The sequence below is a fragment of the uncultured Streptococcus sp. genome (assembly GCF_901875575.1).
Taxonomy (GTDB): Bacteria; Bacillota; Bacilli; order Lactobacillales; family Streptococcaceae; genus Streptococcus.
The window spans coordinates 37,864-58,308 of sequence record NZ_CABFMF010000077.1; the positions used below are offsets into that span (position 1 = coordinate 37,864).

The 20,445-nt window shown below is 36.4% G+C and carries 23 protein-coding genes; 6 read left to right on the forward strand and 17 right to left on the reverse strand.

The genetic code is table 11. The features are described from left to right. The first annotated feature begins 58 nt into the window (after nt 1-58). The 4 genes from ylqF (at nt 59) to xerS (ending at nt 5,089) form a co-directional block, all read left to right on the forward strand. Nucleotides 59-910, forward strand: a complete 852-nt coding sequence (gene ylqF, locus QZ114_RS09105) for a ribosome biogenesis GTPase YlqF (protein ID WP_295502455.1) — start codon at nt 59-61, stop codon at nt 908-910. Then, on the forward strand, nt 897-1,676 hold the full coding sequence (locus QZ114_RS09110; RefSeq protein ID WP_295502458.1) for a ribonuclease HII: 780 nt from the start codon (nt 897-899) through the stop codon (nt 1,674-1,676). Before ylqF ends, QZ114_RS09110 begins: the two co-directional genes overlap by 14 nt. Nucleotides 1,677-1,691: 15 nt before the next feature. Further along, nucleotides 1,692-3,242: a ClC family H(+)/Cl(-) exchange transporter gene (locus QZ114_RS09115; RefSeq protein WP_295502460.1), complete on the forward strand. Its 1,551-nt coding sequence runs from the start codon at nt 1,692-1,694 to the stop codon at nt 3,240-3,242. A 776-nt stretch (nt 3,243-4,018) separates the two neighbouring features. Continuing rightward, a complete protein-coding gene (gene xerS / locus QZ114_RS09120; protein ID WP_295502462.1) occupies nt 4,019-5,089 on the forward strand; it encodes a tyrosine recombinase XerS in 1,071 nt (356 codons plus the stop codon). Between the two features lie 162 nt (nt 5,090-5,251). Here the strand turns inward: xerS and QZ114_RS09125 are convergent, their stop codons facing one another. From QZ114_RS09125 to dhaK, 14 genes are all read right to left on the reverse strand, one after another. Then, complete coding sequence (locus tag QZ114_RS09125; RefSeq protein ID WP_295502464.1) at nt 5,252-6,595, reverse strand: MATE family efflux transporter; 1,344 nt, start codon at nt 6,593-6,595, stop codon at nt 5,252-5,254. Nucleotides 6,596-6,636: 41 nt separating this feature from the next. Beyond that, nucleotides 6,637-7,905 carry a dihydroorotase gene (locus tag QZ114_RS09130; protein ID WP_295502466.1) on the reverse strand — a complete coding sequence of 423 codons (1,269 nt, stop codon included), beginning with the start codon at nt 7,903-7,905 and terminating at the stop codon, nt 6,637-6,639. 12 nt (nt 7,906-7,917) lie between these two features. Then, nucleotides 7,918-8,382 (reverse strand): 8-oxo-dGTP diphosphatase, encoded by a 465-nt coding sequence (locus QZ114_RS09135; RefSeq protein ID WP_119943325.1) that lies wholly within the window; start codon nt 8,380-8,382, stop codon nt 7,918-7,920. A gap of 9 nt (nt 8,383-8,391) precedes the next feature. After that, nucleotides 8,392-9,045, reverse strand: a complete 654-nt coding sequence (locus tag QZ114_RS09140) for a uracil-DNA glycosylase (RefSeq protein ID WP_295502469.1) — start codon at nt 9,043-9,045, stop codon at nt 8,392-8,394. Nucleotides 9,046-9,320: 275 nt separating this feature from the next. Continuing rightward, complete coding sequence (locus tag QZ114_RS09145) at nt 9,321-10,412, reverse strand: hypothetical protein (RefSeq protein WP_295502471.1); 1,092 nt, start codon at nt 10,410-10,412, stop codon at nt 9,321-9,323. 2 nt (nt 10,413-10,414) lie between these two features. Beyond that, nucleotides 10,415-11,059 (reverse strand): YiiX/YebB-like N1pC/P60 family cysteine hydrolase, encoded by a 645-nt coding sequence (locus QZ114_RS09150; RefSeq protein WP_042751211.1) that lies wholly within the window; start codon nt 11,057-11,059, stop codon nt 10,415-10,417. 218 nt (nt 11,060-11,277) lie between these two features. Continuing rightward, nucleotides 11,278-11,970: a YjjG family noncanonical pyrimidine nucleotidase gene (locus tag QZ114_RS09155; RefSeq protein ID WP_295502474.1), complete on the reverse strand. Its 693-nt coding sequence runs from the start codon at nt 11,968-11,970 to the stop codon at nt 11,278-11,280. Nucleotides 11,971-12,089: 119 nt separating this feature from the next. Continuing rightward, nucleotides 12,090-12,302: a hypothetical protein gene (locus QZ114_RS09160; protein ID WP_295502512.1), complete on the reverse strand. Its 213-nt coding sequence runs from the start codon at nt 12,300-12,302 to the stop codon at nt 12,090-12,092. A gap of 28 nt (nt 12,303-12,330) precedes the next feature. Next, complete coding sequence (locus QZ114_RS09165; protein WP_295502514.1) at nt 12,331-12,564, reverse strand: hypothetical protein; 234 nt, start codon at nt 12,562-12,564, stop codon at nt 12,331-12,333. A 113-nt stretch (nt 12,565-12,677) separates the two neighbouring features. Further along, nucleotides 12,678-12,857 carry a hypothetical protein gene (locus QZ114_RS09870; RefSeq protein WP_366926348.1) on the reverse strand — a complete coding sequence of 60 codons (180 nt, stop codon included), beginning with the start codon at nt 12,855-12,857 and terminating at the stop codon, nt 12,678-12,680. A gap of 281 nt (nt 12,858-13,138) precedes the next feature. Then, the gene (locus tag QZ114_RS09170; RefSeq protein WP_295502475.1) at nt 13,139-13,870 is read right to left on the reverse strand and encodes a hypothetical protein; all 732 of its coding nucleotides are present in this window, start codon (nt 13,868-13,870) and stop codon (nt 13,139-13,141) included. Between the two features lie 641 nt (nt 13,871-14,511). After that, a complete protein-coding gene (dhaM, locus tag QZ114_RS09175) occupies nt 14,512-14,886 on the reverse strand; it encodes a dihydroxyacetone kinase phosphoryl donor subunit DhaM (protein ID WP_295502477.1) in 375 nt (124 codons plus the stop codon). Then, nucleotides 14,886-15,461, reverse strand: coding sequence for a dihydroxyacetone kinase subunit DhaL (gene dhaL, locus QZ114_RS09180; protein ID WP_295502479.1), 576 nt, complete (start codon nt 15,459-15,461; stop codon nt 14,886-14,888). Before dhaL ends, dhaM begins: the two co-directional genes overlap by 1 nt. A gap of 21 nt (nt 15,462-15,482) precedes the next feature. Further along, nucleotides 15,483-16,472, reverse strand: coding sequence for a dihydroxyacetone kinase subunit DhaK (gene dhaK / locus QZ114_RS09185; RefSeq protein WP_295502481.1), 990 nt, complete (start codon nt 16,470-16,472; stop codon nt 15,483-15,485). A gap of 153 nt (nt 16,473-16,625) precedes the next feature. Here dhaK and dhaS point away from each other — a divergent pair, with 153 nt between their 5' ends. Together dhaS and dhaQ are read left to right on the forward strand one after the other, a co-directional pair. Further along, on the forward strand, nt 16,626-17,156 hold the full coding sequence (gene dhaS, locus QZ114_RS09190; RefSeq protein ID WP_295502483.1) for a dihydroxyacetone kinase transcriptional activator DhaS: 531 nt from the start codon (nt 16,626-16,628) through the stop codon (nt 17,154-17,156). After that, nucleotides 17,153-18,142 carry a DhaKLM operon coactivator DhaQ gene (dhaQ, locus tag QZ114_RS09195; protein ID WP_295502485.1) on the forward strand — a complete coding sequence of 330 codons (990 nt, stop codon included), beginning with the start codon at nt 17,153-17,155 and terminating at the stop codon, nt 18,140-18,142. The genes dhaS and dhaQ overlap by 4 nt, the downstream gene beginning before the upstream one ends. 249 nt (nt 18,143-18,391) lie before the next feature. Here the strand turns inward: dhaQ and QZ114_RS09200 are convergent, their stop codons facing one another. From QZ114_RS09200 to QZ114_RS09210, 3 genes are all read right to left on the reverse strand, one after another. Next, nucleotides 18,392-18,931 (reverse strand): ClbS/DfsB family four-helix bundle protein, encoded by a 540-nt coding sequence (locus QZ114_RS09200; RefSeq protein WP_295502487.1) that lies wholly within the window; start codon nt 18,929-18,931, stop codon nt 18,392-18,394. Between the two features lie 39 nt (nt 18,932-18,970). After that, nucleotides 18,971-19,465, reverse strand: a complete 495-nt coding sequence (locus QZ114_RS09205) for a YkgJ family cysteine cluster protein (protein WP_295502489.1) — start codon at nt 19,463-19,465, stop codon at nt 18,971-18,973. 170 nt (nt 19,466-19,635) lie between these two features. Further along, complete coding sequence (locus QZ114_RS09210) at nt 19,636-20,445, reverse strand: MBL fold metallo-hydrolase (RefSeq protein ID WP_295502491.1); 810 nt, start codon at nt 20,443-20,445, stop codon at nt 19,636-19,638.

Below are 20,445 nucleotides of genomic sequence, written 5' to 3' on the forward strand. Positions count from 1 at the left end.
GACAATAGTAAAATAAAATAGGGGCTCTAAACCCTTGCTACGAAAGGAAAAAAACTCAATGGCTACTATTCAATGGTTTCCTGGGCATATGTCTAAGGCTCGTCGACAGGTTCAGGAAAATTTAAAATTTGTTGATTTTGTGACAATTTTGGTTGATGCTCGTCTACCATTATCTAGTCAAAATCCTATGTTGACCAAGATTGTTGGCGATAAACCAAAACTCTTGATTTTAAACAAGGCTGACCTTGCTGATCCAGCTATGACTAAGGAATGGCGCCAGTATTTTGAATCTCAGGGCATTCAAACTCTTGCTATAAATTCAAAAGAACAAGTTACTGTAAAAGTCGTGACAGAGGCCGCTAAAAAACTCATGGCAGATAAGATTACTCGCCAAAAGGAACGTGGCATTCAGATTGAAACCTTGCGTACCATGATTATCGGGATTCCAAACGCTGGTAAATCCACTCTTATGAACCGTTTAGCTGGTAAGAAAATTGCTGTTGTTGGAAACAAGCCAGGGGTCACAAAAGGGCAACAATGGCTCAAAACCAACAAAGATTTGGAAATATTGGATACCCCTGGGATTCTTTGGCCTAAATTTGAAGATGAGTCAGTTGCTCTTAAGTTGGCATTAACAGGAGCTATTAAAGATCAGCTCCTTCCCATGGATGAAGTGACTATTTTTGGTCTCAATTATTTCAAAGAACATTATCCAGAAAAGCTGGCTGAACGCTTCAAACAAATGAATCTTGAAGAAGAAGCGCCTGTTATTATTATGGATATGACCCGTGCCCTCGGTTTCCGTGATGACTATGACCGATTCTACACTCTCTTCGTGAAGGAAGTCCGCGATGGTAAACTTGGTAACTATACCTTAGATACATTGGAAGACCTCAATGACGACGATTAAAGAAATTAAAGAACTCCTTGCTACAGTCAAGGAGTTAGATAGTCCTGTTTTTTTAGAACTCGAAAAGGATACTCGGTCTGGAGTTCAAAAGGAAATCAGCAAGCGTAAAAAAGCCATTCAAGCTGAATTGGATGAGAATCTTCGCTTGGAAAATATGCTTACTTATGAAAAAGACCTTTATAAGCAAGGTTTGACCTTGATTGCAGGTGTTGATGAAGTAGGTCGTGGTCCTCTGGCTGGTCCAGTAGTGGCCGCAGCCGTTATTTTGCCTCAAGGTTGTAAAATTAAGGGCCTTAACGACAGTAAAAAAATCCCTAAAAAGAAACATCTGGAGGTTTTCCAAGCTGTTCAAGACCAAGCCCTGTCAATCGGAATCGGAATCATAGACAATCAAGTCATTGACCAAGTCAATATCTATGAAGCGACCAAACTAGCCATGAAAGAAGCTATTTCTCAGTTAAGTCTACAACCTCAACACCTTTTGATAGATGCCATGAAACTAGACTTACCTATTTCTCAGACATCTATCATCAAGGGAGATGCTAATTCCCTCTCTATCGCAGCGGCTTCAATCATCGCTAAGGTTACACGTGATGAACTCATGAAGGATTACGATAGTCAATTTCCTGGTTATGACTTTTCGGCGAATGCTGGCTATGGTACAGCAAAGCATTTGGAAGGTATTGAAAAACAGGGAATTACAGCTATTCATCGTTTAAGTTTTGAACCCATAAAATCATTGGTTTCATCAAAGCAAAAAAGTTAGGTTAAGGAAATAACAATGGAAGAACAGACGGAAATAATCCGCTCTAAAAAAGAATTTGCCTTTGCATCCAGTACCATATTAGCCCAAGTAGGAAGAGGAGTTATGGTCGGCCTTGTTGTCGGCATGATTGTTGGATCATTTCGATTTTTAATCGAAAAAGGTTTCCACTTTATTCAAGGACTTTATCGAGATCAAGCAAACCTAATACCTAATTTGTTTATAATTGGATTTTTGTATCTGATCATTTCCTTACTTAGTGCCAAACTAACTACATCAGAAAAGGATATTAAGGGATCAGGAATCCCTCAAGTTGAAGCTGAATTAAAAGGGCTTATGTCTTTGAACTGGTGGAGTGTTCTTTGGAAAAAGTATCTTCTTGGTACAGTAGCAATTGCTAGCGGATTGATGTTAGGTCGTGAAGGTCCCAGTATTCAATTAGGAGCAGTTGGTGGAAAAGGAATTGCAAAATGGCTCAAATCAAGCCCTGTAGAAGAGCGCTCTTTAATCGCTAGTGGAGCTGCTGCAGGTCTAGCTGCTGCCTTTAATGCTCCCATTGCGGGACTCCTATTTGTAGTAGAAGAAGTCTACCATCATTTCTCACGCTTTTTCTGGGTTTCCACTCTAGCAGCCAGTCTCGTAGCAAACTTTGTTTCTCTACTCATATTTGGCCTAACACCTGTACTGGATATGCCAGATAATATTCCTCTCATGACCCTGGATCAGTATTGGATTTACCTCCTTATGGGAATTTTTCTAGGACTTTCTGGTTTTCTTTATGAAAAAGCTGTACTTAATGTTGGCAGAGTTTATGATTGGATTGGTCAAAAAATCCGTTTGGATAGAGCGTATTATCCAATTCTAGCCTTCATTCTCATCATACCAGTCGGCATCTTCTTACCCCAAATTCTTGGTGGTGGAAATCAACTTGTCCTGTCTCTAACTAGTCAAAATTTTAGTTTTCAAGTCTTATTAGCATACTTTATCATCCGCTTTGTTTGGAGCATGATTAGTTATGGAAGTGGCCTTCCAGGAGGAATTTTCCTACCAATTTTGGCGCTTGGTTCCTTACTTGGTGCCCTAGTTGGTGTTATTTGTGTCAATCTTGGGCTTGTAAGTCAAGAGCAGTTTCCTATCTTTGTCATTCTAGGAATGAGTGGCTATTTTGGAGCAATATCTAAGGCCCCCTTAACCGCTATGATACTCGTAACTGAGATGGTAGGAGATATTCGCAACCTCATGCCCCTTGGACTAGTAACACTAGTTGCCTACATCATCATGGATTTACTTAAAGGTGCGCCCGTATATGAAGCCATGCTCGAAAAAATGCTACCAGAAGAAGCGTCGGATGAAGGAGAAGTCACCCTCATTGAAATCCCTGTATCAGACAAAATCGCTGGAAAACAAGTACACGAACTCAACCTACCACACAATGTCCTCATCACAACCCAAGTTCATAACGGCAAGAGCCAAACAGTTAACGGCTCAACCAGAATGTATCTCGGTGATATGATTCATCTGGTTATTCCAAAAAGTGAAATTGGAAAAGTCAAAGATTTGTTATTGTAGGAGTTTTTACATAATTTATGTTATGTAAAAATAAACTTCTTAATTAAATATATTAGAAAACCGGTTCTCAGCAATGAGATCGGTTATTTTTTACAGATAAGATATTTCACATACAAATAATTGAACTTTGGTAAAAATAAGACTATAATCAAGTTAGGAATGATAAAGCATAAAGCTAGAAAGGAGTTTACTGTATCAAATCTTTACAGTAAGATTAAAATCATGAAAAAGAAAACAATAGCAATTATACAATATATTTTGTATCTCATAGCTCCTTATATAGCTCTTCAGTTATGTAGAATGAACAGAAGTATCGTTACTGATAATCTCTTTTTTATTTTCCTTATTCTGTTAACTATTTCATTCTGGTTTAGTATTTGGAAACTAGAAAAAGCACTAGCTAATGATTCACAATGAAACTCCAAAAAAACTGGAAATTTTTGTACTTTTCCCTAGATAGTGATTAAACCCTTGATACGACTGAGTTTAAGGCCTAATGTACACTCTTTGAAAAATGTACTTTATAATTGAAATGTACTTTATTTTAAGGTGAGATAAAGTACATTTTTTGATCTAGTAGCTAGATGTATTTTGAAGTTTAGTAAAATACATTTTCACTAAAATGCACATTAAAAAATTTTTAGCTATTCTAAGATCCAAAGTCTTTTTTATTACTTCTAAAAATCTCTATAACATCTTTCCGAAAAACTATAATTTTCTTGAAAAATATATAGGTCTATGCTATACTACTAGTAGACTTATTTATGGAGAAAATCATGAAACGTGAGATTTTACTGGAACGAATCGACAAACTAAAACAAATCATGCCCTGGTATGTTCTGGAATACTACCAATCTAAGCTTGCTGTGCCCTACAGTTTTACGACCTTGTACGAGTACCTTAAGGAATATGACCGTTTTTTTAACTGGGTTTTGGAGTCTGATATTTCAAAAGCTGATAAAATGTCTGATATTCCTTTATCCGTGTTGGAAAATCTAACCAAAAAAGATATGGAATCCTTTATTCTCTATCTACGTGAACGTCCATTACTAAATGCCAATACAACTAAGCAAGGCGTCTCTCAAACAACCATCAATCGAACTTTGTCAGCACTTTCTAGTCTTTACAAGTATCTGACCGAGGAAGTTGAAAATGATCAAGGAGAGCCTTATTTTTATCGTAATGTAATGAAGAAAGTTTCAACTAAAAAAAAGAAAGAAACCCTTGCCGCTAGAGCTGAAAACATCAAGCAAAAACTTTTTCTAGGTGATGAAACTGAAGGTTTCCTTACCTATATAGACCAAGAGTATCCTAACGAGTTGTCAAATCGCGCACTCTCATCTTTTAATAAAAATAAAGAACGAGATTTGGCCATTATTGCCCTTCTACTGGCTTCAGGTGTCCGCTTGTCAGAAGCAGTTAATCTAGATCTAAAAGACCTGAATCTTAAGATGATGGTCATTGATGTCATTCGAAAAGGTGGAAAACGAGACTCTGTTAACGTTGCTGCCTTTGCTAAACCTTATCTAGAAAACTATCTCTCAATAAGAAGTCAGCGTTATCAGACTGAAAAAACAGATACAGCCCTTTTTTTGACTCTATACCGTGGAATTCCAAATCGAATTGATGCTTCTAGTGTTGAAAAAATGGTCGCTAAGTATTCTGAGAACTTTAAAGTACGTGTCACACCCCACAAACTCCGACATACACTAGCAACTAGGCTCTATGATGCGACCAAATCTCAAGTATTAGTCAGTCACCAGCTAGGTCACGCAAGTACTCAAGTCACTGACCTCTATACTCATATCGTCAATGATGAGCAAAAAAATGCTTTAGACAGCCTATAATTTTACATAAATTATATTATGTAAATATTTCCTAAAGAAAGCTGGGTAACTAGTCTTTAAAATCATAAAACGCATAATACCAGGTCTTGAAAAAACTTGATATTATGCGTTTTGTTATGAATTTTTTTTATTCATTCTCTATTAAAATAGATTTTATTAATTTTAAGAACTGACTTTTTTCATCACAACTTGTAGGCGCCATTCATATAATAGACCTGTTATCACTAAACTTACGATCAAACCAATCCAATAGCCGTATGCGCCTAGATCGGTTAGCTGGTCTAGCATAAAGCCGAGTGGAATAGAGATGCCCCAGTAGCCAATTAAACCCAAGTAAAAAGGAACCACAGTATCCTTATATCCTCTTAAAATACCTTGAAGAGGAGCTGCAAAGGTATCAGCTAACTGAAAGAACAGGCTGTAAGTTAAGAATACTGCTGTTGTTTCTATAAATTTCAGATCATTTCCATATAAACTAGCTACATTATCTCTAAAAATATAGAGGAAGGACAAGGTAAAAGCTGCAAAAACAAGAGCTACACTTCTTCCTATATGAATAAATTTTTTTGCATCTTGGAATCGTTTAGCTCCAAGTTCGTAAGATACAACAATCGCCATGGCGGAAGAAATACTCATAGGAAAGGCGTACATGAGTGTTGAAAAGTTCATAGCAGATTGATGACTGGCTATAATGAGCGATGAAAATTTAGCCATCAACAAACCAACTACAGAGAAAACAGCTACTTCAGCAAAAACTGTTCCTCCTATTGGCAAACCAAGTCTGACACCTTCCTTCATTCTTTCAAAATCAAGGGGAATGATTTTGGAAAATTGATATTCCTTCAGCTTCTTATTCTTTATCAAAATGAAAATTGAAATGGCTAGAAGGCACCAATAAGCTAGAGATGTTCCTAAACCAGCTCCTGCTCCTCCTAACTCAGGCAAGCCAAAAACTCCATAAATCAAGAGATAGTTAAAGCCACTATTTAGAGGCAGTAACAAAAGCATCAGATACATGGAAAGTTTTGTGAATCCTAAGGAATCCAACAAGGAACGGATAACACTAAAAAGTAAGAGAGGAATAATACCAATCGCTAAAAACTGTAAGTAGTATATAGCTACTGCGGCTACCTTTGGTTCTAAGCCAATATGATTTAAAATTGGTGGTGCTAGGAAAATCACCAATCCAAATAAGAAGATAGAAAGTCCTAAAGCTATGTAAATAAACTGATAAAAATCAGAAGCAACTTCTTCCTTTTTTCCTCTCCCTAAATTGTGTCCAATAATGGGAATCATAGCATAGACGATACCTGTCAAAAATGTGAAAAAAGGATTCCATAAACTAGTTGCTGTAGAGACACCAGCCAAATCCATGGTATTGTATTGACCAGTCATAGTGGTATCTACAAAGGAAGCGGAATAATTGGCAAATTGATAAATCAGGATAGGGAAGAATATCTTAAGAAATAAGATAAACTTTTCTTTAAAACGATGAGTTGGATACATAAAAAGTCTCTATTCTTTAACATTATAGAGCAGGGTTCCAACTAGTTTTGATAGACAATTTGTCCTTTACAGATGGTATATTTGACCTGCCCTTTTAAGTTTTCACCGATAAATGGTGAATTGGATGCTTTAGAAGCAAAATGGGAGTCCACAAGACGGTCAGCTTTAGGATCAAAAATAGTGATATCTGCTGGACCATTCTCCGCCAAGTAACCTGCTTCAAAGTTATATAGTTTTGCTGGATTGTATGTCATCTTTTCAAGTAATTCCATCAAGCTCAACTCACCCGCTTCGACTAAATAGGTCAATCCGAGAGAAAGAGAGGTTTCCAAACCAGTCATACCAGATGGTGCTTTGGTAATATCCTCAACGTTTTTCTCATCTGCATGGTGAGGGGCGTGGTCAGTCGCTATAACTGTGATAACGCCTGATTTAAGACCTTCTATAACGGCACGACGGTCTGATTCCAAACGAAGCGGCGGATTCATCTTAGCATTGCTTCCTTGTGTCAAAAGGAGTGCTTCGGTCTTAGAAAAATGCTGTGGCGCTACTTCTGCTGTTACTTGCGCTCCCAATCCTTGAGCAAACTCCACTACTTTAACACTTTCTTCCTTAGACAAATGCTGGATGTGAACATGGGCCTTAGTTGCATAGGCAATCATGACATCACGCGCCATCATAGCATACTCAGCCACCCCAGTCGCACCACAGATATGGAAATGTTCTTTAGCAATATTTTCGTTAAAACCAAGAATCCCATTCAAACCTGGATCTTCTTCATGAAGGCTAATAAAGGTATTAAGCTTTTTAGCTTCTTCCATGGCTTCCTTGACAACTTTACTGCTTTCAAGCGGAATACCGTCATCAGAAAAACCGACTGCACCAGCTTCTAAGAGTTCTTTAAAGTCAGTCAAATCTTGCCCATTAAAATTTTTAGTAATGGTCGCAACCGTCTTAACATGAATCTTCTCTTTGGCAGCTGACTGGAGAACTTCTTGCAAGGTTTCTACATCTGAAATGGTTGGACTAGTATTAGCCATCATGACAACCGTTGTAAAGCCACCTGCAGCGGCTGCTAGGGCACCAGTATGAATATCTTCCTTGTGGGTCTGACCAGGTTCACGGAAATGAACGTGGATATCAACCAAACCAGGAGCAACTACAAGACCTGTAGCATCAACGATGTCTACTCCTTCTTCTTTGATTTCGGGCGCAATTTTGACAATTTTCCCATCTTGGACTAGAACATCACACACTTGATCCAAACCAGACTTGGGATCCATAACACGACCATTTTTGATTAGTAGCATCTGCTTTCTCCTTTATTCATAGAAATCAACTTGGGTATCCAACAATTTATCCCCATCATAAACAAACTTGGCTGAAAAGAAGGGTTTATCTTCTAAAAGCCACCCAACAAAGGTATGGTCACCTTCCCAAGTCGGCTTACTCAAAACCTCGTCATAGGGAACCCATTCTAGCGTTCCCTCATTGCAATCAATCAAATCCCCCTCAAACTCCGTCACCTTAAAAACATAGGTGTACCAGTCTAAATCTGGTGTAAATTCAGGAAAAGTGATGACACCTTTTAGAACTGGTTTGGCTTTGAGCCCTGTTTCTTCAAGGATTTCACGCGCCGCGCATTCCTGAGGAGTCTCTCCTCTCTCTAGCTTACCACCCACACCAATCCATTTACCCGCATGAACATCATTAGGCTTCTTATTACGATGGAGCATGAGCAGTTCTTTCCCGTTATCAATGTAGCAAATCGTCGCTAACTGAGGCATATTTTCTCCTTATCTAAGCCAATCGATTGGCTCTTGTCCGGTCTCTTTTAAGAATGCATTGGCCTTGGAAAAAGGCTTGGAACCCCAAAATCCTCTATAGACTGACAAAGGACTGGGATGGGCTGATTCGATAATCAAGTGATGAGGATTGGTAACCAAGGTCTTCTTCTTGCGTGCATAGGATCCCCAGAGTACAAAGACCACTGGCCTATCTAGATGATTGACCACCTGAATCACAGCATCCGTAAAAGGCTCCCATATCTGACCAGCATGACCATTGGCCTGTCCAACAGGAACCGTCAAACAAGCATTGAGAAGCAAGACTCCTTGCTTAGCCCAAGCTGTCAAATCATGGGATTTCTTAACACCAAGATCATCTGACAATTCCTTCAAGATATTTTGCAAGGACGGCGGAGCTGGGATAGAGTCAGGAACAGAAAAACTCAAGCCCTGAGCTTGACCTGGCCCGTGATAGGGATCTTGCCCTAGAATCACCACCTTAACTTCTTCAAGCGGTGTTGTCAAGAGAGCCTGAAAAACCTTTTCCTTTGGCGGATAAATAGTCCCCTGAGAATAGACCTGATTCATAAACTGATTGATTTTCCCAAAATAACCCTCAGGTAATTGCGCCTTAATCAAAGCATGCCAAGACGAGTGTTCCATAGCCAACTCCTTCGTTTTTACTGCCTCTATTATAGCAAAAAGTGGCTATCTAAACCACTTTTTACAGTATCTACAAACATTCGAGAAATTTTGTAAAAAATTTATAATAGAAGGCGTTTATTCATTACCTTATTGACGCTTGACTTAAACTCATCACTTGTTTTTTGTTTATAATAATCAACTCTTATAGAAGCCACGCTACAGCAAATCGACGAATCAGAAAGATAGCCAATAAATTTTAAAATACTATCATTATGCTTTTCAACATCAATAAACTATCTAACAATTAAATAATGTGCATCTTTTATCTTATAATTTTCTAGATTAATTACCGTTTGATTTTTATTAACAATATTATATTTAACAAGAGAATCATTGAATAAAAAATAATAGAAGTTATCTTTAAATGTAAAATAAGGTGAAGTGTAATTTTCTGTACTAAAACCTTCCAGATGAATAATATCTTTTTCTAAATTATCTAAATTGACAGTAGTAAAGGAGAATTCGCCATTATTCAAACCATCATTCTCTATAATCAATTGATTATTTTTTAAATCATAGTGAATATTAGTTGGATACTTATCAGGAATATCGATATAATTCTTGTTTTGACTTTTTAAATCAAAAACCAATAATTTATTTCCTGACTGATATTCCCCATTAGAATTACGCCCACTAAGTGCTTCCACAATATACAAGACATCATCTACATTAACCATTCTCATATATGCAGATGGTTCGTCTAGATTATATTTTTCGACGATGTTGAATTCTTTATCCATTTTCCAAATTTCTGTATTAGGAACATGAGTTGATAAATCCAGTGTGCTTACAAGTAAGTATAAATAATTATCTACAATAACAAACTGTTGACTGGCATTTAGTTGATCATCATTTTTCACGGTAACATTAGTGACAACATCTAAATTATTATCATATTTATAAAATTCAATTCTATCTGTAAAGACAGCAGTTGCATATAAATAATCTCCATCAGTTATGGATGCATATGCATCATTCCCTTCTGCTACTTTAAATTTTTCACTTAAATTTTCCTTATTAATTCTAGATACATATCTTTTCAGATTTAGTGTATCTTTTGTTTTTGCAGTTGAATAAGACCCTGCTTCTGAAAAACTTTCTGCCCAATAGATGTATTTTTCTTTTCTAGCTATATTTACCTTGAACTCATTTAAATCATAATCATTAAATACAGCTATTTTATCGCTAGTCCAGATAGCCATTTTAAAATTATCTACTGAATTTTCCTTATTTAACTGACAGGCACTTAAACAAATAAGGTAGAAACAAGCACTTATTGCAATCAACAAAAGGCCCAAAGCTATCATTCTTTTTTTCAATTTCATACTCATTTATTCCTATATATCAATACTGTTTCACTCGATTTAAGTAGCTCAAACGGATGGATAGCATAACCCCAATCCCAAGTACCAATATCTACTCCTGTTACATCTTTATATCCTGCCCAAACTAACTGAGAACAATAAAATTTATTTCTAGTATTAATATTGAAAAATTCATGGTTGTAAGGTTTTCCGATTTGTCTAGCAGCCCAATATGCAACATTTTGATCATCTTGAATACTTGTTTTTTTAACACCTATTTGATAAACAGTACTACCGCTAAAACGATTTGTCCAATTCCCATATACAACTTGAACCCCTGTGCCTGGATTAGATTCAATCGTTGCATAATAGTAAGGGTCAGCTGCTACAATTCCAGCATGCCCATTATTAAAAAGAGGAGTTATCGCATATGAATCACTTATGCAAATAACACCATCTCTCCAGGTCCATCCTCCATGTGCAGCTCTATCCATTGTTTTCCAGTCACCTATGGGAGTTTCAGAATTTATATCTTCTAAAACAGATTTTTCCCAAACTCTCATTTCATTTTTATCTATAGATTCCTCCATAGCATATACATATTCGTTAAAACCACATAATGACAAAAAAATGACACCAATACTTAATTTTTTAGTTAATTTACTCATATTCTTTCTCCTAAATAAACCACAACTATTGGAATTAATATTCATAAATAACTCAACTGCACATGACAATCTCCTTCTTTCTGTTTATATTTTTATATATATACAATTATAACTGAATAAATAAAATCTGTCAAATATATATAAAGCGTTTTCAAAAAAAGCCTTGTAATCTAAATTTCCATAATTTCAATACCACTCTACACTTTATTTTGACATGTTTAAAGTAGTTCCAAGCAATCCAACAAGTCTTGATAGGAATGGACTTCGTAGGTTGGCTGGGCTTGTGTGTGATTTTCGAGGTTATGAGGGTTGTACCAGATGGTGTCAATCCCAGCATTATTTCCACCTTGAATGTCGGCAGTTAGAGAATCTCCAATCATCAGCGTCTTTTCTTTGCTAAAGCCAGCAATCTGCTGACCGATTTTTTCATAAAATAGAGCATCAGGTTTTTGTGTTTGCAACTGTTCAGAGATAAAGACTTGATTGAAATAAGGCGCTAGACCAGATTGAGTCAAACGCCCTGTCTGAATGGCAGTTATTCCATTTGTCGCAGCATACAGCTCATAATCTCGCTCGATAAGGCTATCCAAGAGTTCATGAGCGCCTGAAAAAGTTTGTCCCTGCTGGGCAAGGTAAAATTGGTAACGCTGGGCTAGAAAACTACCGTCTTTTTCCTGTCCAAAATAAGCAAATAAACGAGAAAAGCGCGTGTTAACCAGCTCTTGTTTACTGATTTTCTTTTGTTCCAAGTCCTTCCAGAGAGCCTTGTTCATGGGAACGTAATAATCTTTATAAACCTGAATATCTGCAACCCCTTCTTCTTTTAGGAGTTGCGTTAAAGCCACATCCTCAGCAACATCAAAATCAAGAAGAGTGTGGTCAAGGTCGAAAAGTAGAAATTTGTAGGACAATTTGGTGTTTTCCTTTCTAAGATAAACAACTTTCACTTCAGCCAGTTGTTCAATGTAAAAACTTAAAAGTAGTATAGTACCACAAAGAATAATAGTTCTAATGGATTAACTAACCCATACTATTCTAGTGAATTATAGAAAAATCTCCTATAAATTCGAGCAATAGTTAAAATACATGCAAATATGACTCCCAAAATAGATAATACTATTTTCACAAAACTCATTTCAGAGCCTATTACATAGATATGAAAAAGAGGGGCTAGTCCTACACATAGAGACAATAGATAACTAATAAATCTTATCTCACCAATTCCTGCAAAAAAATGTTTCATTTTAAATATCCCAATTCCACCTTTCATCTTAATAATCCACTAGCAAATCTATTGGCTTCTCTTTTTTTTTGAAAAATCTTGACAACAAATTTACTCCACTTAATGCTACTAAGACTTCAATGGGTAAAAAATAGTAATCCCATATCAAATGAGAAATCAGCAATGTTAGAAATAGTATACAGTCAAAATAACTATTCTGAAAATACTCTGTAATTACATAATACAGAAACACCACAACCATCAAAATTAAAACAACCATTATAATACTATCATCCTGTTCTTAATTTATTGTCACTTTTTCCATCCCATTCATCAATAGCATTAAAAAATCCAATCAAGAAATGATTACCTACTCACTAATACTATTTCCAAAATTTAATTTTTTGGGGGATTTAGTAACGCAATTCCAATTAGCAATACACCTAATATAAATAAAAGTATTTCCCAAAATTGATTCTCAGTTTTAATAAAAGGTATAAGATACATACTAACCAATATGGAACTTGCTCCTAAAAGAGCAAAGACCACTCTGACTTTATCGCTTAGTTTAAACATATTTAATTCCCATAAAATAAGCAGTGGCTACGTTTACTGTAATATTCCCCGTCTTTATGTAGAGATAATTCCCCATCAAGACACCTCATCTCTTCTTACTCAATAGCAGCATAATTGTTTGGTGATACGAGTTTCATAAGATTTCTCCTCTTTAACGTGGCATGGTTAAGATAGTTCTCTAATAAGTAATCGTCGACTGCGTTTAAAGCACTTTGTTACCTAGATAAGATATCCTTTCTCTATTTGATTTTAAAGAGAACTAAGATGCAACCATATTTATCTCACTTCTTATTTTTAAATAACTCATACTCTTTTTCTCTGATAAAGGGAAGTGAGAAATTAGAAAAAATTAGTAGAATTGAAAACAGATATTCGTCTTTTTGTATCACTAAAACATAGACAAAAAATAAATAGACCATCAAATCTAGTACAAAAAGAGAAAATAGCCTCCTTTTCATTACCTTACTTGTCTTAAAAATTCTGTTTAATAGAACCTTTATCGTAGTATCTACACAAATTTTTATCAAAAAGATAAGAGTCAGTACATGATTAGCAACTGTACCATGAAGAATAAATGGAAATATAGTTAATATAAAACTAGAAATCTCTAAATATTTTATCCAAGGAGAATGAGACATCTTACTTTTAAACTGACTGATTTTCCTATACTCGCTAGCTAATCTAGTATCAAAATCTCTACCAATTTTATTAAATATTAAGAACTCCAGTATAAAAATACTGATTAATACGATATAAGTAGAAAGGTTTCCTGGGAAAAATTTATTGATTAAAATTGGAAAACTCATTAACAGAATTGAGTTTATAGCCAAACAAATGGATACTATTTTATTCTTCACAGAGTATATAGGTAGCGATACTATTGAATAGAGAAACGCTAAAAAAATAAGCAAGAAATACTCAGTGCTGCTAATTAGCGGCGCCCTTAATGATAAAAATAGATAGGCACCCCACACGATGATATGCACTTTACGAATTGACTCTAGATTACTCATCTACCTACTCCTAATATGTAAAGGGAATCTATTTTTAGTTCCATTCTCTTTCCAACAAGTTATAAGCGTTTTATTATATTTCCTTCTTCTACATTAGGTAAAGTTGAAATACATTTTTTGCAAGTGAAAATATAATTGTTATTTGGAGACCCAAAATATCTATCCCTCTTCTAGACACAAACCAAGTCAGATTAAAGATACAAATATAATGGTAGGGCTTTCTTTTACTTTAGACTACCATAAAACAAGGAATCTTTCAACAAAATTCATTGTCAGACTACTATTCTAGAAGATTGACAGCCCAAATCTTTCAGAATAGAACTATCCTATCTATCGAACACCCTATCTTCATAAATATATATGTAATTCTAGACCTAGAATTCCTATAAACTAAATGTTTTCGCGCTATTCTAAGCTATTGATAGCCTTAAATGTTAATTTTTGAGCAATTCTAAAGCTAGAATAGTTCCATCACAATCAGTTTTGAATGATTCACAATTTAGAAACACTATGATTCTACTCCTTTTAAACAAAAAGGAACTGCCCAAGCAATCCTTTTCTGATTTTGTAATAATCTACTTAAAATTTGATAGTAGAGATAATCAATAACTCACCTATAGACGGAATGAGAGGAAGATTCCTTATTTATTGATTTCAAGCTCCGTCAACTGTGTTTGAATAACTGACAGTTCTGCCCCAGCCTGAAGAAGAGCTGCTGCAGTATAGGCGCCTTCTACAATTGGAACCCTGTTGATGATGATACTTTTATCACTGAAATCAGCCACCATTTCTAAGTTCATTTTAGCAGAACCGAGGTCAAAAAAAGCTAATAAAGTATCTGCTGGATTTTCGGAAACAACCCTGTCTACTTGATCAAAACTCGTTCCAATTCCTCCATCTTCGGTTCCTCCTACATAAGTAATCGGAACATCTTTAGCTACTTCACTAATCAGTTCAACAACACCTTCTGCAATGTTTTTGGAATGTGAAACGATAACAAGACCAATACTTCCCATTAAACCACCCCAGTTTCTAAAAGAGCAGTAAAGAGTAATCCTGATGAGAATGATCCAGGATCAATATGTCCAAGAGAACGTTCTCCTACATAAGATGCTCTTCCTTTAGTTGCAAGTAAATCTTTGGTAGCATTCACTACCTGATCAATAAGCTCTTTAGTCAATTGGCCAGCAGACAAGGCAGCAATAACAGGAGTCCAAACGTCAACCATTGTCTTTTCTCCAACTTCTGCTTTCCCACGTTTGACAATCATATCCAGACCACTTTGTAAAATTTCTTCTAATTTAGAATGAGAATCAGCCTTGGCCATGCCCATAAAAGCAGAGCCATACAGAGGACCAGAAGCACCGCCTACCTTACTCAATAGTTGCATTGAGACAAGTTTAAAAACATCACTGCTGGTTTCAAATTGCTTTCCTTCTAAGTTTTCCATAACTGCAACCATTCCACGCGCCATATTTCCACCGTGGTCTCCATCTCCTATAGGAGTGTCTAACTCACTAAGGTAATCTTTCTGTTCTTGAATTTTTTCATTAAAAAGCTTCATCCATTCAAGTGCTTGTTCAGCATTCATGCGACATTTCCTCCTTGACTTTTACCAAGCTGGTGTTGTAACAGGTGCATTTAAAGCATCCAACCACTCATCATCTGCCAATCGAATCAATGTCAATGACAAACCAGCCATATCGATTGAAGTCATATAGTTTCCAATTTTCTTAAATACCAACTCAACACCTTTTTCATGGAGTAATTTTGCCACATCATTTGCAAATACATATTGCTCCATAAGAGGAGTGCTTCCTAAACCATTAATGAGAAGCCCATAGCGTTCACCAGCTTTAAGTTGGAAACCTTCAGATAATTTTTCAACCAACTCTGAGGCCAATTGTGAGGAAGGCTGCATTTTCTCTTTTTTATACCCTGGCTCACCGTGAATACCAACTCCATATTCAAATTCATCATCTTCTAGAACAAAACCTGGTTTCCCAACTTCAGGAACAGTTGCTCCAGACAAGGCCAGCCCAATTGTTTTAATTTCTAAGACAAGTTTATCGGCCAAGTCCTTGATTTCAGCTAATGATTTACCAGAACGAGCTGCAGCACCCAAAATTTTATGGACTAAAATAGTACCTGCAACACCTCGACGGCCTTGGGTATAGAGACTATTTTCAACAGCGATATCATCATCAACCACAACACTTGCTACATCAATACCTTCCATTTCAGCAAGTTCTTGTGCAATTTCAAAGTTCATGATGTCTCCAGAATAGTTCTTGATAACCATGAAAACTCCAGCACCTTCATCAGCTGCCTTAATGGCTTCTAAAATTTGATCCGGAGTAGGTGAAGTGAAGACTGCTCCACAAATGGCAGCAGACAACATTCCATCTCCTACAAATCCAGCATGACTTGGTTCATGTCCTGAGCCTCCACCTGAAATAAGCCCAACTTTCCCTGTCTTTTCTACCTTTCTAACGATGACATCAAAACCATCTAACCGTTCTACCAAGTCATCATGCATGAATGACAAGCCCTGCAACATTTCATCAACAACTTGTGTCGGTTCATTTATAATTTTTTTCATGAGAAACTCCTTTCAGTATTTACCTTTGTTTTCGCTTTCATTATATATTTTTTGCTGCTGGTTGATAAGGGACAGATTCTATTATTTGTCCCCTTTTAAACCCGTTTAAAAAAATTTTTTGGTAAAATGAAGTAAGTAAAAGAAAGGTTTCCTATGGCATCATCACTTATTACAAAAAAACGGATTGCCAAGGCATTTAGAGACCTATTAGCTACTAGAGAATTTGATAAAATCTCTATTGTAGATATCATGGAATCAGCTGGCATTCGTAGACAGACCTTTTATAATCACTTTCTTGACAAATATGAACTGCTAGACTGGATATTTGAAACTGACTTAACCGAGTATATTACCAATAACTTGGACTTCATTTCAGGCCAAAAATTATTACAAGAACTATTTCTTTATTTCGAACAAGAGCGTGATTTTTATATTCAACTTTTTGATATTCAAGGGCAAAATAACTTCTATGACCACTTTATAAGTTACTGTCGCTTGCTTGTATCAAAAATTTTAAGAGAATACGGTCAGATTGATATCGATTCATCTGCTTATACTTGTTTTTTGTTAGACTATCATTCACATGCTCTAGCAGAAATCGTGAAGGCTTACGTCAATAAAAAAAGTCCAGTTCCACAACCAGACTATCTCATCATGACGATTATTGGAAAGAGACCACAATGACATTTATTTCAAATTATAAAGAGAAAATTATTTCAAGTTACATTTCAGCTACTGTTAACAGTCATCCTGAATTAGAAAAACACCCTACTTTACCATTAGTTTATGAAAAGAATCGCAACCCTCATCAGGTTCCAATATTATCGGGTGGAGGTTCAGGTCATGAACCTGCTCATATCGGATATGTGGGAGAAGGAATGCTTACCGCTGCTATCTACGGCCAATTATTTACTCCACCTACAAGAAATGAAATCTTAGAGTCCATTCGTTTTTTAAATAATGGACAAGGTGTCTTCATCATTGTAAAAAATTTCGAAGCAGACATCAAAGAGTTTAGCTCGGCCATTAACACTGCTAGACAAGAAGGAATTAAAGTCGGCTATAGTTTATCACACGATGATATTTCAATCGAACCCCACAATAAATTTCAAATTAGAGGGAGAGGACTTGCAGGGACCATTTTACTTCATAAAATCCTGGGGTGTGCCGCAAAAAATGGAGCCAATATTGAAGATTTAACCAACCTAGGTCATCAACTTGCCCCAGAAATCGCAACCATTGGCTTTGCAACAAAATCGGCTAGTCTCCCCCAAGCCACTCTTCCACTATTTAACTTGGAAGAGGGAAATATTTCCTATGGTATTGGGATACACGGCGAAGAAGGTTATCGTATCGTCCCATTCCAATCGTCAGAAATACTTGCAAATGAAATTATAAGTAAATTAAGATTGCACTATCACTGGAAAAAAGGAGAGCAATTCATATTGCTTGTAAATAATCTAGGTACTAGTACCAACCTAGAAATGGGCATATTTATCAATGATCTCCTTCAACTCTTAGAAATTGAAGGAGTCACTATTACCTTTATAAAATCAGGAACATTTATGACCAGTCTGGATATGGCAGGTATATCCGTAACTCTTTGCCCTGTAAAGAATAAGCAATGGTTAGATGCGCTCAATGCTCCAACGACAGCTTTTGCATGGTAATTTGCTTGTATAACTCAAAAGGGCTACATCATTTGATAGCCCTTTTAATCTTATCTTATACTCTTCGAAAATCTCTTCAAACCACGTCAGCTTCACCTTGCCGTATGTATGTTACTGACTTCGTCAGTTTCATCTACAACCTCAAAGCAGTGCTTTGAGCAGCCTGCGGCTAGTTTCCTAGTTTGCTCTTTGATTTTCATTGAGTATTATATATAAAAGAATTTATTCTTTCGATTTCAAGAAATCCATCTATCCCTTACAATTTTTCTGATGAGCTTTGAGTTTTTTCAGAGCCCAGTCATAGTGGCTTGACGTGCTACTGACAAAGTAGGAACCTAGACTTGTCCCTCCTGTCCACTTATAGACACCTTTGGTAAAGAGTTCGTCAGTGCTAAAAACTTCTATCAACTCTAAAACCTCTTTATGTGATTGTTCTAGGAGTCTAGTCGCTTCTTCTAATGCCGTTTTCTGGTGCTTCTTCCAAAAAGCGTCATTCATTTGTCCATAAGTTTTCCAATTATAAGGTTCAGGGAGAAAAGATCTCTCATGACCCTTTTGATTAGAATGGACCCAAGTCAAAAGTAACTGCTGCCATTCATAAAGATGAATCAGGACATCCCGTAGATTTTTATCTCTATTCCAGTGAGCTTCCTTTTTCTTTTGGTCTCTTGAAAAATCAAATGGAGTCTGTAGCTCATCTTCACTTAGTTGGGATATGAAACGATTGAGCTTTTCATAGTTTTCCTTAGAGGCCAGCACTAGCTCCTCTTTTGTTTTTGGTCTAGGCATGACTCAACTCCTTTTCTAATCCTTAAGATAAGAGTCTCTCTACAACTTATCCTTTAATTTCTCAACAAAGAGATAGGCTGATGGACAGGTCAAGGTATTCTTAATCGTTAGATGATTGATTTGATGAATCTTTTTACGGTCTGTGTGTGGAAATTCCCGACAAGCCTTTGGACGAACATCATAGATGGAGCAGAGATTATCCCCTCCTAGAAATGGACAAGGCATGGATTTAAAAACCTTGTCCCCATCCTCATCTACCTGAAGGAATTCCGCTTCAAAAGCAGGTAATTTCATCTTAAAATACTTAGCGATCCGTGTGATATCCGCCTCTTTGAAGTCAGGTCCCAAGGTCTTACAACAGTTAGCACAGGCAGTACAGTCAATTTCAGCAAAGACTTCTTCATGAATTTGCTGGGCTATTTTATCCAAATTCTTAGGTGGTTTTTTCTTTAAATTAGCTAACACTTTACGATGCTCCTTTTGTTTTTGAAGAGCAAGCTGGTGGTAGTATTCAATATCAATTTCTTTTGGCATTATTTCTCTCTAATATGCTTCTTTGTATAAATTTTAGCATGTTAATCGTGCTAAAAAGAAGTCAGTAGTTAACAGCAACAAGACTTGTTTTATATTTCATAAGGCCTATTATACCATATTTTCCGTCCTGAAATGAACCAAATAGAAAAAGAACACCCGTAGGTGCTCTCTTATATGTCTGTCAATGGTGTTGCGGTATCTGGTGATGTATCATAGACATTAAAATCTACTCCTACACCCAAATCTGCTTGAGCCAACTGATTGACCATAGTCATGTGGGCTAACTCCTTGATATTGTTCTCCTTAGACAAATGTCCAAGATAAATCTTTTTAGTACGATTTCCTAACGTACGAATCATAGCATCTGCCCCATCTTCGTTTGATAGATGTCCAAGATCTGAAAGGATTCTCTGTTTCAATTTCCAAGCGTAGGAACCAGCTCTTAGAATTTCAACATCATGGTTAGACTCGATAAGATAAGCATCTGCATTCTCCACAATCCCTGCCATACGATCACTAACATAGCCCGTATCAGTCAAAAGGACAAAACTCTTATCATCCTTCATAAAACGGTAAAACTGCGGTGCGACAGCATCATGACTAACTCCAAAACTCTCGATATCGATATCTCCAAAGGTTTTGGTTTTGCCCATTTCAAAGATATGCTTTTGTGAAGAATCAACCTTACCAAGATACTTGCTATTTTCCATGGCCTGCCAAGTCTTTTCATTAGCATAGAGATCCATACCGTACTTACGAGCAAGTACACCTACTCCATGGATATGGTCCGAATGCTCATGCGTAATGAAAATGGCATCCAAGTCTTCTGGTTTTCGATTAATCTCAGCTAAGAGACTAGTGATTTTTTTCCCAGACAAGCCTGCATCTACTAAAAGTTTCTTTTTCGGTGTTTCCAAATAAAAAGAATTTCCACTGGACCCTGATGCTAAAATACTGTATTTAAAGCCTATTTCACTCAT